This window comes from Micromonospora rhizosphaerae (genome assembly GCF_900091465.1).
GTDB classification, from domain to species: Bacteria; Actinomycetota; Actinomycetes; order Mycobacteriales; family Micromonosporaceae; genus Micromonospora; species Micromonospora rhizosphaerae.
Map to the genome: position 1 here is coordinate 5,805,080 of NZ_FMHV01000002.1, position 12,936 is coordinate 5,818,015.

At 65.6% G+C, this 12,936-nt stretch carries 15 protein-coding genes and 1 pseudogene; 4 read left to right on the top strand and 12 right to left on the bottom strand.

Translation table 11 applies throughout. The features are described from left to right. Nucleotides 1-148: 148 nt before the first annotated feature. From GA0070624_RS27385 to GA0070624_RS27410, 6 genes and pseudogenes are all read right to left on the bottom strand, one after another. Nucleotides 149-559 carry a nucleoside/nucleotide kinase family protein gene (locus GA0070624_RS27385; protein ID WP_091345752.1) on the bottom strand — a complete coding sequence of 137 codons (411 nt, stop codon included), beginning with the start codon at nt 557-559 and terminating at the stop codon, nt 149-151. Continuing rightward, nucleotides 559-732 (bottom strand): hypothetical protein, encoded by a 174-nt coding sequence (locus tag GA0070624_RS35075; protein ID WP_176731903.1) that lies wholly within the window; start codon nt 730-732, stop codon nt 559-561. Before GA0070624_RS35075 ends, GA0070624_RS27385 begins: the two co-directional genes overlap by 1 nt. Nucleotides 733-779: 47 nt before the next feature. Then, nucleotides 780-1,748 (bottom strand): ThiF family adenylyltransferase, encoded by a 969-nt coding sequence (locus GA0070624_RS27395; protein ID WP_091345754.1) that lies wholly within the window; start codon nt 1,746-1,748, stop codon nt 780-782. Between the two features lie 556 nt (nt 1,749-2,304). Next, nucleotides 2,305-2,559 (bottom strand): annotated as a pseudogene (locus GA0070624_RS37035) (hypothetical protein); the annotation flags it as partial. Continuing rightward, nucleotides 2,556-2,975 (bottom strand): hypothetical protein, encoded by a 420-nt coding sequence (locus tag GA0070624_RS27405; protein WP_091345756.1) that lies wholly within the window; start codon nt 2,973-2,975, stop codon nt 2,556-2,558. The pseudogene GA0070624_RS37035 and the gene GA0070624_RS27405, both read right to left, overlap by 4 nt. Beyond that, entirely contained in the window at nt 2,972-3,337 is a 366-nt protein-coding gene (locus tag GA0070624_RS27410; protein WP_141715198.1) for a hypothetical protein, read from the bottom strand. Before GA0070624_RS27410 ends, GA0070624_RS27405 begins: the two co-directional genes overlap by 4 nt. Before the next feature lie 378 nt (nt 3,338-3,715). Here GA0070624_RS27410 and GA0070624_RS27415 point away from each other — a divergent pair, with 378 nt between their 5' ends. Beyond that, a complete protein-coding gene (locus GA0070624_RS27415; protein WP_176731904.1) occupies nt 3,716-4,027 on the top strand; it encodes a transposase in 312 nt (103 codons plus the stop codon). After that, nucleotides 4,024-4,734: an IS3 family transposase gene (locus GA0070624_RS27420; protein WP_091345759.1), complete on the top strand. Its 711-nt coding sequence runs from the start codon at nt 4,024-4,026 to the stop codon at nt 4,732-4,734. The genes GA0070624_RS27415 and GA0070624_RS27420 overlap by 4 nt, the downstream gene beginning before the upstream one ends. Here the strand turns inward: GA0070624_RS27420 and GA0070624_RS27425 are convergent. After that, nucleotides 4,631-6,031, bottom strand: a complete 1,401-nt coding sequence (locus GA0070624_RS27425; RefSeq protein ID WP_091337528.1) for an IS30 family transposase — start codon at nt 6,029-6,031, stop codon at nt 4,631-4,633. The genes GA0070624_RS27420 and GA0070624_RS27425 overlap by 104 nt on opposite strands. Before the next feature lie 23 nt (nt 6,032-6,054). Between GA0070624_RS27425 and GA0070624_RS27430 the strand changes: the two genes are divergently transcribed. Further along, nucleotides 6,055-6,408, top strand: coding sequence for an IS3 family transposase (locus GA0070624_RS27430; RefSeq protein ID WP_141715199.1), 354 nt, complete (start codon nt 6,055-6,057; stop codon nt 6,406-6,408). Between the two features lie 343 nt (nt 6,409-6,751). Here GA0070624_RS27430 and GA0070624_RS35080 read toward each other — a convergent pair whose 3' ends face one another. Next, nucleotides 6,752-6,892: a hypothetical protein gene (locus tag GA0070624_RS35080; protein ID WP_176731905.1), complete on the bottom strand. Its 141-nt coding sequence runs from the start codon at nt 6,890-6,892 to the stop codon at nt 6,752-6,754. Nucleotides 6,893-7,111: 219 nt separating this feature from the next. On the opposite strand from GA0070624_RS35080, the gene GA0070624_RS27435 reads away from it, so the two are divergent. Then, the gene (locus tag GA0070624_RS27435) at nt 7,112-7,960 is read left to right on the top strand and encodes a PaaX family transcriptional regulator (protein ID WP_091345761.1); all 849 of its coding nucleotides are present in this window, start codon (nt 7,112-7,114) and stop codon (nt 7,958-7,960) included. A gap of 517 nt (nt 7,961-8,477) precedes the next feature. On the opposite strand, the gene GA0070624_RS27440 is transcribed toward GA0070624_RS27435, so the two are convergent. The 4 genes from GA0070624_RS27440 to GA0070624_RS27455 form a co-directional block, all read right to left on the bottom strand. After that, complete coding sequence (locus GA0070624_RS27440; protein ID WP_176731906.1) at nt 8,478-9,632, bottom strand: aminotransferase class V-fold PLP-dependent enzyme; 1,155 nt, start codon at nt 9,630-9,632, stop codon at nt 8,478-8,480. 109 nt (nt 9,633-9,741) lie between these two features. Next, a complete protein-coding gene (locus GA0070624_RS27445) occupies nt 9,742-10,557 on the bottom strand; it encodes a cupin domain-containing protein (RefSeq protein ID WP_091345763.1) in 816 nt (271 codons plus the stop codon). A gap of 125 nt (nt 10,558-10,682) precedes the next feature. After that, nucleotides 10,683-12,122, bottom strand: a complete 1,440-nt coding sequence (locus GA0070624_RS27450; protein ID WP_218105337.1) for an amino acid permease — start codon at nt 12,120-12,122, stop codon at nt 10,683-10,685. Nucleotides 12,123-12,210: 88 nt separating this feature from the next. Beyond that, nucleotides 12,211-12,666: an OsmC family peroxiredoxin gene (locus GA0070624_RS27455; protein WP_091345765.1), complete on the bottom strand. Its 456-nt coding sequence runs from the start codon at nt 12,664-12,666 to the stop codon at nt 12,211-12,213. Nucleotides 12,667-12,936 lie beyond the last annotated feature (270 nt).

Here is a 12,936-nt window from a genome sequence, read left to right on the forward strand (position 1 = left end):
TCCGCGCCAGCCGCCGGGCATCAGGCGTGACGGCCGCAGAGCGACAGCGGCAGCGGCCGGCGCGCGCCCAGGCGGCGGCGCGTGCGGCCCGTTCAGGGCCGCCTTGATAGATGTGAAGAAAGTCCTCCCACATTGGCCGGCAGCCGGCCTACCCTGCCCGATCTGGCGGGTGGCGTTGACCGTCGGAGGCGATCGGGATCAGCCTGGCTGCTATGTCCTCGTAGTCACCGAGGCCACTGGCGGTTTGGAACAGGCCATGGGTCCGGTAGTAGGCGCGTAACGGCTCGACCTGCTCCTGGTAGTTCTCCTGGGAATGCGAGTGCAGAAGCAGGAGTTCCTGGCGTCGGTCGGCTTGCTGGGGGTCCAGTTCTATCTGACGTTCCACCCGGCTGTGAACGGCGAGGCGGAGTTGGTCCTCAGTCAGGACGAGTTCGATCACTGTGTCGGGGACATGGCCGCTCTGTGCCAGCAACTCAGCCTGACGGATCTTGCGAGGGAAGTTGCACAGCACCCAGCCACCGTCGACGTTGGCTAGGGCGTCAGCGATGGCTCTGACCATCAGCTCATCCGGGTCGAGTTGAAGGCGTCGTGCACGATGTCCAACGCGTCCACGGTCGACCGGCCGGCCGCCTTCAACCCGGCCACGGCCACCCGGAACATCGCCGGCCGGTGCTGCTCGTACAGCTGCGGCCAGTCCGGTACCGGCGGCGCCAGCGAGGATCGTAGGTCCACCTGGTCATTCTGCGCCGCGGAACGGCCGGTGCTCGGCGTGCGCACGCTCATGTCGGCCCGTCCGATGAATAGAGCTGACGCATGAACCGGCGGCGAAACGGCGACGCGCACAGGCACCGACCGGTCGCGTCGGCCGGCGGGCGCCGTACGTACCCCTGGGGAATGCCGGCCAGGTCAAGGTCAACACGTCGGTCGACACCGGCGAGCCCGAGCGAGATCTTGTAGATCTCTGTGGCGGCGAGCACGCCCGCCAGCGCGGATACGTACGGCGCCGCCAAGTACACCTGCCCGTCGCCGCTCGCGGCCGGGCTGCCGATACCGACCTCGGCATATGCTCGGGCGACGAGATCTTCAAGACGGTGGCCGACGAGGGCTATCGCCGTCTCGGGCAGTATTCGGCCAGCCGCTTGGGCGACCGCGACGTCTTCGGCGGTCAGCACGGCATCCGCTTGCATCAACCGCAGGACCCGGGCCACCTCCAAGCCGGTCTGCGCGGCGTACACGTCGGCCTGGGTGGTGGGCGGACCCAGCGGAACGTACTCGCAGTACGGGCACGCGAGTTCATCGCCGAGATGGTGGCGAGCGACGTGGAAGGACAACCCCGCGACACCGATTGACAGCGTGGTACGGGCCAGTACGTCCGTGACGTCCCGGCGACCGGCCAGTGTGTCGGGGCTGGCGACAAGCAGGCCGTCGAAGCCAGGTGCCGGTCGGGACGCGACCCACGAACCGACGGTGCCGCGGAACGGGTGCGCGTTGATCCCCGCGGCGCGGAGCGCCTGGGCGGCCCAGCCGACCTTCTCGCTCCCGGTGAGGTCGGTGAGCAATGCCGGGTAGCGGTACGGGTTGCGGTCGTCGAAGACCTCCGGGTCGACCAGGTCCACCTCGCCCACGAAGGGTTCGTTACCGCTAAGCAGCGCAGCGACGGTGCTGGTGCCTACCGAGCCCACGCCGGCGAGTGCCACCGCCGGCCGGTTGGCCGACAGCGGTGTCGCCGGCTCAACATTGTCACCCACCCGGTACGGGCACCGCCGATGCTGATCGTCCGGTCCCTTACCGGGGTCGCGGTCGGAGTAGGCCGTACCCAATGCAGTTGCTCCAGCAGCTGACCAGCGGACATGGGGGCGTCCGTGGTACCGACTGCGGCGTCTCCGTCAATATCAACGTGGGAGAATAGGCGGGCGGCCAGCGACACCAATAGTCGGACGCTTGCGTTCGTACTCGGCGGTGCCCCGGTCAGCCTCAGGATTACCCGGACGCCGTCGAGGGCGCGCAGCACGGCGTCACCGTGCTCGGCGAGTTGAGAGCCGGTCACCAACCGGAGACGAGGGTCGGTCACTTCCCCGTCTCCCAATCGGTGCCGGCCCGCAGCCATCTTGTGCGCTCTCCGTCGACCGGCTCCCATCCGCGTGCTGTCAGGCGCAGCACAGCGCACGCGTCGAGGCCACGTCGAAGTCCCAGGCCGAAGTACGGTGCGACGACGCTCAGCGCGCCGATGAAGGTCAACGCCGGATTGCAGTTATCGGTATCGGAGTGGAAAGCCTCGCCTGGGTGGCTGTGCACCCGCACCAAGTAGCGCTCACCGCGGCCCAGCCCGGCGGCCAGCTGGCGCTTGCCGGCGTCAGTGACCTCGACCCAGCACCCGCCCAGGCCGCGCTTCGCCCGCTGATCAGGCGCCACGAACCGGGTCGCGATCCAGTGGTCCTCCGCCTGGCGGATGCATGCGATCAATCCGGTACCTTCCAAACCGTCAGCGCCCCGGTCGGTCAGGAACGTCTCGACGTCGGCGGCGACATCCGGCGGGAGTACTACTCGGTACTCGTTCACGGGCGGCCCGCCTTACGAAGTGCATGATCGAGCAACTCGGCAAGGCGCAGCGTGGCGCGTACGGTGTCCCAACGGTCCTGATGGTGGCCTGGATAGGTGTGGTACTCGTAGCAGCCCCGGATGCACAGGAACGGTCGGACGAGTACCGGGTGCATCGCCTGGGCGAGTTGCCCAGGCCACCGGGCCGGCGGCGCCACCACGCCGTCCGGTTCCGTGACGTACAACTCGAACGGCTCGGCGTCGTAGTTGCTGCCGTCAAGAGTCAGAAAGACCGGACCACCGTCCGGCGCGGACAGCGGAACGCGGATCAATGCGTCGCGCCGTTCAATCCCGGTCACCCGAGTGCCAAGGCGGGCGCGTGCGACGCCGAGCTCGTCATCGAGGAGCTCGGCGCGCAGCGCCGGGTGCAGGGTCACCCATCCACCTGGGGATCCGCGACAACCAGCGCGCAGACCGCACCAGCAGTAACACCTGAGTCGCGGAGTGTCGCCGACGGGGTGAGCGGCACCGTGGTGCCGTCCTTCAGCAGCTCCAGCCGGTAGTTACCCGGAGCCAGCTCACCCTTGTTGACGAAGTGCCGCTCGGCCTGCGTGGCGAGCTTCTCTACCAGCTCATCCGGATGGACCCGGAACAGGGCCTCGAACCCCGCTGGGGTACGGACCTCCACGGTGTACGAGCGCGCACGCCGGCGCTCCCGCTCGTCGTGGCCGACCGTCTCGTCGACCTCGATCAGGTCGATCTCCGTCACGGTCGTGGAAGTGTGCTCTCCGGCGGTCATCGCCGCTCCCTTCGCGACCCACACTCAGGGTCTCGTCAGGTAGTCGAGGCTGACCGACCAGTTGTAATCGCGCGCTGGTCCTCGGCTCAGAAATTCACGAAAGCGAGGGGTTTTCGAGGGGTCGACCGCCAACCCATCCACTCATCTCAATGCTCTGTCTACGTTGCGGCAGGTCAGAGCCTGTCTTCTGTCGGGACGGCGGGATTTGAACCCACGACCCCTTGTTACCAACCGTAGCCATCCTGAGCTTGTCATTGCTTGCCGTAAGTGGGCAATGACCTGCACAGACATGGCCAGGCACTGGTCTCTTCTTGAGCCACCCCCGCTTTCATGGAGCTTCTTGATCATGGTCTGATGGCCGTGGGGAGGAAGTCGTCCGTGGCAGCACCGAAGAAGTACCCCGACGAGCTACGCCAGCGCGCTGTGCGCTTGTACCGCGAGTCGGATCCGAAGCCGGTGATCCGGCGCTTGGCCGAGCAGTTGGGCGTGCATCACGAGGCGTTGCGGAACTGGATCCGGCAGGCCGAGGCCGACGCGGGTGAGCGTCAGGACCGGCCTACCAGCGAGATGGTCGAGGAGAATCGGCGGCTGCGCAAGGAAGTCGCCGAGCTGCGACGGGCGAACGAGATCCTGAAAGCGGCGAGCGCGTATTTCGCGGCGGAGCTCGACCCGACCCGACGGCGGTCATGACGTTCATTTATGAACACCGTGACCAGTTCGCGGTCGCGCTCCTGCTACGGGTCCTGAGCGTCGGCGCCTCGACGTACTACGCGTGGGTCAAGCAGGCCGAACGGCCCTGCGACCGGGACGTGGTCGACCTGGGCCTGATCTCCAACGTTCACGAGATCTGGACCGCGTCCGGGCACACCTACGGCGCGGACCGGGTGCACCGGCAGCTACGCCGTGACGGCATTCGCGTGGGCCGCAAGCGGGTGGAGCGGCTGATGGCGCAACAGGCCTGGCAGGGTGCGTTCCTGCGCCGAGGCTGGCGCGGCGGGTCGACGCGGCAGGATCCTCGGGCGACGCCGGCGCCGGATCTGGTCAACCGGCAATTCACCGCCGCCGGGCCGAACCGGCTCTGGGTCGCCGACGCCACCCGCATCCCATGCGGTGAAGGAGTGTTCTGGTTGGCCGCGGTCCGGGACGCGTTCTCCCGCCGGATCGTCGGGTGGAAGACCTCCGATCGCTGCGACACCGACCTGATCCTCGCCGCCCTCGAATACGGGATCTGGTCACGCGATGTTCGCGACGGCCAGTTGATCCACCACAGCGACCGCGGGTCGAACGGCGGATTCAATCGGTCGTCGCAACACTGGGTTGTTGGAGCGATCGTAGGTGTTCGTCGAGGGCTTCGGCTGGGGTCTTCCAGTCGAGGGTTTTCCGGGGTCGGCTGTTGAGGGCGTGGGCGACGGCGTTGATCTCGTCGGCGCTCCATCTGGACAGGTCGGTGCCTTTCGGGAAGTACTGCCGCAGCAGCCCGTTGGTGTTCTCGTTGGTGCCGCGTTGCCAGGGGCTGTGGGGGTCGGCGAAGAACACCGGGACGCCGGTTTCGACCGTGAAGCGTGCGTGCGCAGACAACTCCTTGCCGCGGTCCCACGTCAGCGATCTGCGGAGCTGCTCGGGCAGTTGGGTGATTGTCGCGGCGAGGGCTTTGCTCATCGTGATCGCCCCATAGCCGGCGAGAGCCGGCCCGTTCTTCGTCCGCGGGATCACACCCCAGCCGTCCTCACGAGGCAGGTGGATCAGCATCGTGAACCTCGTCGTCCGCTCGACCAGTGTCCCGATCGCGGAACGCTGCAAACCGATGATCAGATCCCCTTCCCAGTGCCCGGGCACGGCACGGTCCGCGACTTCAGCGGGACGTTCACTGATCAGCGTGTCGCTGGTGACGTGCGCCCACGCGCGTTGCTTCGCGCGTGCCCGGGGAACGCGAAGCGCCCGCCCGGTCCGCAAGCAGGTGACGAGTTCGCGCTTGAGGGCGCCGCGGCTCTGGACGTAGAGCGCCTGGTAGATCGCCTCGTGGCTGATGCGCATCGACTCATCCTCCGGGAACTCGGCCCTGAGCCTGCGGGAGATCTGCTCCGGGCTCCATCCGATAGTCCATGCCCGATCACCACGGTGAGGCTTGTTGCGGCCCTTCCACTGCGGGCCCTGCGGCCCAGCGACCAGTCGGCCGCCCGCTGTCCGGATCGCACCCGCAAGCCGTTGCTGGACGTACTCTCGAAGCCGCTCATTGGCCAGCAGCTTCGCGGTCTTCGGCCGGCGGGCTCGACGCTCAGCATGCCACTGCGCAGTCGAAGCCTTGTAATCCAGGCGGTACGTCCTGGTCGAGGCGTTGCGCCGCAACTCCCGCGAGATCGTCGACGGGTCCCGGCCGAGCTGGCGTGCGATCTCGCGGACGCCCATGCCTTGCGCCCGCGACAGAGCGATGTCTTCGCGCTCGCTGAACGACAGATAGCGGCCCGACACCCTCGGCGGCAACGCAGGATTCACGCCGCCAGCGTGCCGGAACCACCGGAACCCGACCGGCGAGGACACGCCCGCCGCCGCGGCCGCGTCCTCGGTCATCACACCGCGACTGATCGCAGCCCAGAACCTGACCCGGTCCTCACGCCACGCCACCGTCGGCCGTCCCGGCGAAGGAATCTGACCCCGATACTCCCGAACCCGCTTCTGCCCCAGCCCATACGCCATCGCTTCACCTCTCCGACAAGGTGTTGCGACGACCAGTTGAATCCGCCAACTACACGTCCTTCCGCTTCGCCGAACGCTTGCAGGACAACGGGATCCTGCCCTCGATGGGCTCCGCCGGCGACTCGTTCGACAACGCGCTGATGGAGAACTTCTGGTCGACGCTGAAGATCGAATTGGTCTACCGCACGAGCTGGCGCACCCGTGACGAGGCCGAGAACGCGATCTTCGCCTACATCGACGGCTGGTACAACACCCGCCGCATCCAGAAGGAACTGGGCTACCTCAGCCCCGACGAGTACGAAACCGCCTGGCACACCCCCCAGCACGGCCCGACCGAGCCAGCTATCGCCACCCCTGCGCCAGCCGGCAGCAGGTAACCACCGCTCCATCAAAGCGGGGGGAACTCATCTTGTCACTGTTCGTCAGCGCCGGGCCAGGGCTTTCGGGGGGTAAACCGGGGGGCTCCCACGGAACGCCAGGTCTCACCGCGCCCACTCCCCTGCCACCGGGACCTACGTCACCAAGAGGAGGATCTGCGTCTGCCCGTCGCAACCCCGCTCGCCGCAGGCATGGGGGTTCGTGTCGGCTGATCGACACAGACCGATTCCCAACACGCACTACGCCTTCTCGGCGCCATCCAGCTCGGCTGACAGGCCAATTACCGGGGCTGGGCGGGCCACGGACCGAGCATCCGGGGCCCGCCCTGGTGGCGCAAGCTCTTCAGAAACGGTCCCGGGTTCCAAGGAGGGCGTTGTGTGCGGTGCGGCGCCACGGCGCGAGTTCGGTGTCGATCTCGGCCCAACGGACGTCGTCGATGGAGAGGGCTCCGTCGACGCCAGGCAGGGCCTCGATCAGCCGCATTCGCTGGTCTTCGCTCGGGTGGGTGCTCCACAGGTCGGTGGTTCGCCGGCTGAGCTGACGGGCCAGCGGTAGGTGGGCGGCCAGGCGTTGCCGGGTTTCGGCGGCGCACCCACAAGATCGCGGAGATTGCCACGTCGCCGAGCATTGGGACGCAGCGTTCGCGAGGCCGAGCAGGTCGCGACGGAACGTCGCGACCTGACCGGGCGTTATCGTGATCACATGACGAGCGCTACGGGCAGATCTGGCATGGAGTCCGGCTTCGGTGACGTCCAGCCACGACAGCTGATCGTCACCATTTTCGGCTTGTATGCGCGGGCCGAGCACAACTGGCTCTCAGTCGCCTCGCTGGTGCGGTTGATGTCCGACATCGGCATCGACGGCCCGGCTGTGCGTTCGTCGGTCTCCCGACTCAAGCGCCGCGACACTCTGCGAAGCATGAGGCTCGATGGCGCGGTCGGGTATGCACTATCGCCGTCAATGCTTGAAGTGCTACAGGAGGGCGATGCGCGTATCTTTGCACGGCGCAGGGCGACTCTCGATGACGGCTGGGTGCTAGTGGTGTTTTCGGTCCCCGAGACCGAGCGCGACAAGCGGCACGAGTTGCGAACGTGGCTGACCCGGCTGGGCTTTGGTACCGCTGAGCCCGGTGTCTGGATTGCGCCGGGCAACCTAGCGCATGAGGTCAAGGAAGTCCTCGTTCGGCGCGGGCTGGATACGTACGTGGATATCTTTCGGGGCAACCATGTTGCCTTCGACGATCTGAAGTCGAAGGTCAAACTGTGGTGGGATCTCGGCGATCTGTCAGCGCAGTATGCGCGGTTTATCGACCACTACCGTCCGCTGGCGCAGCGCTTGGCAAAGAAATCGGTCAGTGATAGCCAGGCATTCCACGAGTATATTCCGCTGTTGACTGCCTGGCGGCGGTTGCCGTATCTTGATCCAGGCCTGCCGTTGGAACTGCTACCCGCCCGCTGGAATGGCGTCACCGCAGGTGAGATCTTCAACGAGCTGCATTCAAGACTCGACGAATCTGCGCGACGACACGCAGTCGGAGTGATCCATGGCTGAAGCGGTCGACCCACTCTCGGCCAATCAGTTGGAGTTCGTCAGTTCAGCGAGGCCTGGATCTCGACGAACGCGTGGGCGCCCAGAGCCGGGCTATTCCGATGCCTGCCGTCGTCGAGTAGTGCCGACGCCCGCGATAGTTGTGCTGGACTCGCCAGCGGACCTTCGGCAGCCGGACCAAGGTCGTCAGCGATGCCCGCCGCGGCCGGCGCGACAACGCGCGACGGCTTTCACGGCGATTGGAACGACACCCTGCACCCACATAGCGGACGCCCACCCTTACCGACGTTCCCCGACCGGGTCCTTGCCACGATCCTGTACCTGCGGCTGCACCTACCCGAGGACACTCTGGCCGTGTTGGTGCACATCAGCCGTGCCACCATCAGCCACGCCCGCGCAAAACCGCCCGCTCCTCGACGAACACGCCACCACAATCGAATCCGCTCCCGAACCATCCCTTTGCTGCGTCGAGATCGAAAACGATGGCTGACGACGACGGCGACGATGCAGGACACTGCGATCAGCGCAGGAGATCGCGGTGCTTATCCAAAGCGGCAATCACCGCATCGATGTCCGAGGCGTTGTTGTAGCAGTGCGGCGAGATGCGGACGTTGCCATCGCGAGAGCTGACGATGACGCTTTCCTTCTCCAGTGCCTCGACGTAGGCGTGCTCATCGGTCGTCTGCACGGCAAGCATCGGACCGTGCAGCCGCTCGGGTGTGGCGATCTTGCCGCCGATAGCTGTGACACCCTCGCGCAGCTGAGTCAGCAGTCCCTCGACGTGCGCCTGCGTGCGCTCGACACCGATCTCAAGCATCACCTCGATGCCAGCGGCAGCCGCGTACAAGCTCGGCACCGCGGGCGTGCCGGATTCAAACCTCCGCGCGTCCAGCGCCGGATCGTAGGAGTGGATGTTCATGGCAAAGATGTCCCGAGCGCCGAACCAGCCCACTGTGGTCGGACACAGGTGGTCGGTCTTGCCTGCCCGCGCATAGAAGAAGCCAACACCGGGCGATCCGAGCAGATACTTCAGGCATCCGCCGACGATGAAGTCTGCGTCCAACTCAGCAACATCCATCGGGATGGCGCCGATCGCCTGATAGACGTCAACGAGTACCAAGGCACCTTTCGCGTGCGCGCGTTCGATGATCGGAGCGAGGTCGTTCCGAGCACCGTTGCGGTAGCAAATCTGGGTGACCGAGACGATCGCGGTCTGTTCGTCAACCTCTTGGGCTAACTTCTCCAGCGAGATCGTGTTGTCGGCCTCAGCGGGAACGTGCACGACGTTCGCGCCCCGACTCTCCTGCGCGTGCCAGATCTGACCGATCGTCGGGAACTCAAGGTCGGTGGTGACGACCTTGTTCCGGCCGGCGGTGAAGTCGATCGCGCTGGCCAGCGCGCTGACACCGGCTGATGCCGACGTCGTCACCGCGACCTCGGCAGGCGTCGCGTTCAGCAGCGTGGCGATTGCAACGCGCACCCGCTCCAGTCGATCGACCCAGTGGCCCCACAGCGATCCCTCCCGCTCGAGTCCGTCGAGATACTCGGTGTAGGCGTGTCGCACCGAGTCCGACAGCGCGCCCTGGGAGCAGGAGTTCAGATAGACAACATTGTCGAAAACCCGAAAGCGGTGCCGAATCGAATCGACAGGAAACGTGGAAGCTGAAGCGGTCAAGAGAAGCACTCCTCAAGTCAGCGCAGACCGCATACGCGCGTCGGTAGAGCGCATGCGAAGCGGAAGATCAGGTTTGGTGGGCGCTTACGATGATCTCACCGGACTTCCTCTATGTACAGCTGATGGCGGCCGTCATCGACTCGCGAGAGCGAGGCGATCTCTCATCGACGTAGTTCGGTGCGCGCCGCCCGTCCGGGTAGTAGGCAGCGGCTGCCGAGCCTGCCGGGCGGAAGACACCCAAAATCCACAAGTCGCTCGTGCCGGTGTTCTCCACGGCATGCAACAGTCGCGGAGGCACGTGGAACGTCGAGCCCGGCCCGAGCTCCTGAGTCGTATCGCCGACGTGCAGGGCACCAGCTCCCCGGATGATCACGCAGATTTCGTCGTACAGGTGGTAATGCTTCGGGGCGCCCGTCTGCGGAATGAAGCCCATAAATTGCGTTGCTCCGCTGCTGCCCGTCGACGGGTCATGAAGCACCTCGAACTCGCGATCGGACGTCGCGGCCTGCCGCACTTGCGCCCCGAGCACCTTGGTCAGGTGCCACGGCCCCGCTTCCTTCTGCAACGCGACCGCAGACGGCCCAGGCGGGGCCGGCACCGAGGCGCAGGAGGCTAGGAGATCATCAGCTCCTTCAACCTCGACGACCCAGCTCTCCCCTGCTGGCACGAAGGCTGCCGTTCCGGCCCCCAGGATCGCGGCCTGTTCGCCAGCATACAAATGCCCCCTGCCCGAGAGCACGTAGATGAGCTGGTCATTCCTACTGTCCACCCGCGCGCGGCACCTCCCGCGGGTCCATCGCATCATCCGCTGAGTCATCGCCTCGGCGTAGCCGGCGCCATCGACGAGGCACGCCTCCGAGACCGAGTCGCCTGGGCTTCGATACGCAGTCACATCATGTTCAGTGCGAACTAGTCCTTCTCGCATTGCAACCTTCTGTCGTCGCGTCACGCCAATCTCGACCTACCTCCAGCGTTACGTCGAGCCCACCTCGTTCGACCGCCTGGACGGTGGCTGACCGAGATGGGCTCGACGTCAATGCAGGATGATGATCAGCTCACCAACGCCGCCGAGCTCTCCTCCTCACCGGTGGCGTCAGCGCTCGGATCCCCCTTCCGCCGCGAGTTGGTGATCACGAATGCGATCAGGAGGAACGCGAAGAACGGAATACCGAACTTCCAGGCCGGATCGAGTCCGTCGATGTAGAACGTCGAAACCAGCACGCCGACAAGGAAGACCGCCGTGACCGCCGTGGTCACCGGCGCACCCCACAGTTGCACAGGCGAAGGCGGCAGACCGTCACGCTTGCGCCTGGCACGGAATGCGATGTGCGTAGCCAGGATGAGCAGCCACACGACGATCGCGGCGAACACCGAGATGCCGAACAGAATTAGGTAGGCCTGCGAGTTCGAGCTCCAGGACAGGATCACCGCAATGAGCAGTCCGACGGCTGAAACCACCAACGCGTTACGCGGCACGCCAGCCGCAGTGACCCGTCCGGTCCAGCGCGGAGCATACCGGTGCAGCGCGAGTGAGTGCATCATCCTCGTGGTCAGGTACAGGTTGGTGTTGGCGCTGGACAACGCCGCGGTCAAGACCACGAAGTTCATCAGTCCCGCGGCTGCAGGAATGCCGGCCGCGGAGAACACCTTGACGAACGGGCTGGCATCAAGCGCCCCACCCTGAGCGGTGACCGTCCACGGAACGACCGCGACGACAACGAGAATCGCCAGAATGTAGAACAGCCCGAGCCGCAGGATCATCGAGCGAGCCGCGCGGGGCACGTCCCGTTCTGGGTTCTCCGACTCTGCCGCCGTCACCGAGACGACCTCGGTTCCGATGTAGCTGAACAGCACGAAGACCATCGCGGTTGCCACGCCGGAAAGACCGTTGGGCATGAAGCCACCGTGGTTGGTCAGGTTGCTGAAGTTGGTAGACGGGTGATGCGGCAACCCGAAGAAGATGATGATCACGCCGAGCACGATGAAGACACTGATCGCGGTGACCTTGATCATCGCGAACCAGTACTCGAGCTCTCCGAAGATCTTGACCGCCGCACTGTTGATGGCTAGGACGACGACAGCGAACACGCCGACCATCAACGCAAGCGGCAGCTTTGGCCACCAATAATGGACGTAGATGCCCGCGGCGATGACCTCGCCGCCGATCGCAATCACCTGCATTGACCAGTAGGTCCAGCGTAGGACGAACCCCGCCCAGCGGCCCAAATACTTGTGCGCGATCGCCCCGAAGGCACCTGCGGTCGGGTGCACGACTGTCATCTCAGCGAGCGCGTAGGCAATCACCAGCGCGACTAGGCCACATGCGACATATGCGAGGATGACCGCCGGTCCTGCCTTACTGATGGCCAGCGTGGAGCCCAGAAACAGGCCGGTGCCGATCGCTCCGCCGATTCCGATCATGGTCAGCTGGCGCCTGGTAAGCCTGCGATGCAGGCCGGTGTCCCTGGCGAGATCCGGTGTCGAAGTCACGATGCGTTCCCCCTTAGCCGGTGCGGAACGAGCGCCGAGGCGGTCGCCTCGGCGGTGTGGGAGCAATGCGATAGCTGACTGACGATGCTCATGCCTTCTCCAGCTCTGCGGTAAGAACAATCTCGGCGTCAAACAGTCGCGAAACCAGGCAGCCGGCCTCCGCGACAGTGGCGAGTTGGACGAACCGAGCTGCGTCAACACCGGGGACGCGGCCGGTCACATGCAGGTCGACGCGAGGGATCCGGAATCCATCGGACTGCTGCACGAGGTGAATCGCTGCCTTGACCTGCAGCGATTCGGCGGCGGTGCCGTTGTTCTCGCACTCGTTGGCAAGCGACATCGCGAAGCAGCCCGCGTGCGCCGCACCGAGGAGCTCTTCAGGATTCGTCGCCGGCTCATCGCCGACCCGAGTCTTGAGCGAGAATGCGAATTCGGTAGCGCCCAGCTCCAAGGTGCCGGCTCCGCTCGAGGCGGGACCGGCCCATCGAGCGGACGACGTACGACGTAGGGACAGCAACCGGTTACCTCCACCTGAGCGTTTCATGGGTCGGTTTTGTGCGGTTGGACAAGCTGTGGTAGGCGCAGCGTAGGAGCGATATTGCCTGCTGTCAACGGTCGTCTGCAACTCGCTATATCTTCGTTTCAAGCCGCCTATCCCTTGTCTGCCAGCGCCAGAACACGAAGTTCGCCGAGGCGGACGAGACCCTGCGCCTCGATCCGTGGATCGGCTAACGACGGCTACCGGGGTCGGCGTTGGTGCAGGCTCGGATCCGCTAGCCGTCTGGCAGGTGAGCACTGTTGCCCTCAGGCCCGT

What these genes read in the sequence shown, in the direction of transcription:
- GA0070624_RS27385 (WP_091345752.1), bottom strand. Translation starts at nt 559, where the DNA reads ATGGTCAGAGCCATCGCTGACGCCCTAGCCAACGTCGACGGTGGCTGG.
- GA0070624_RS27410 (WP_141715198.1), bottom strand. Translation starts at nt 3,337, where the DNA reads ATGACCGCCGGAGAGCACACTTCCACGACCGTGACGGAGATCGACCTG.
- GA0070624_RS27420 (WP_091345759.1), top strand. Translation starts at nt 4,024, where the DNA reads ATGACGTTCATTTATGAACACCGTGACCAGTTCGCGGTCGCGCTCCTG.
- GA0070624_RS27425 (WP_091337528.1), bottom strand. Translation starts at nt 6,031, where the DNA reads ATGGCGTATGGGCTGGGGCAGAAGCGGGTTCGGGAGTATCGGGGTCAG.
- GA0070624_RS35080 (WP_176731905.1), bottom strand. Translation starts at nt 6,892, where the DNA reads ATGCGGCTGATCGAGGCCCTGCCTGGCGTCGACGGAGCCCTCTCCATC.
- GA0070624_RS27435 (WP_091345761.1), top strand. Translation starts at nt 7,112, where the DNA reads ATGACGAGCGCTACGGGCAGATCTGGCATGGAGTCCGGCTTCGGTGAC.
- GA0070624_RS27445 (WP_091345763.1), bottom strand. Translation starts at nt 10,557, where the DNA reads ATGCGAGAAGGACTAGTTCGCACTGAACATGATGTGACTGCGTATCGA.
- GA0070624_RS27455 (WP_091345765.1), bottom strand. Translation starts at nt 12,666, where the DNA reads ATGAAACGCTCAGGTGGAGGTAACCGGTTGCTGTCCCTACGTCGTACG.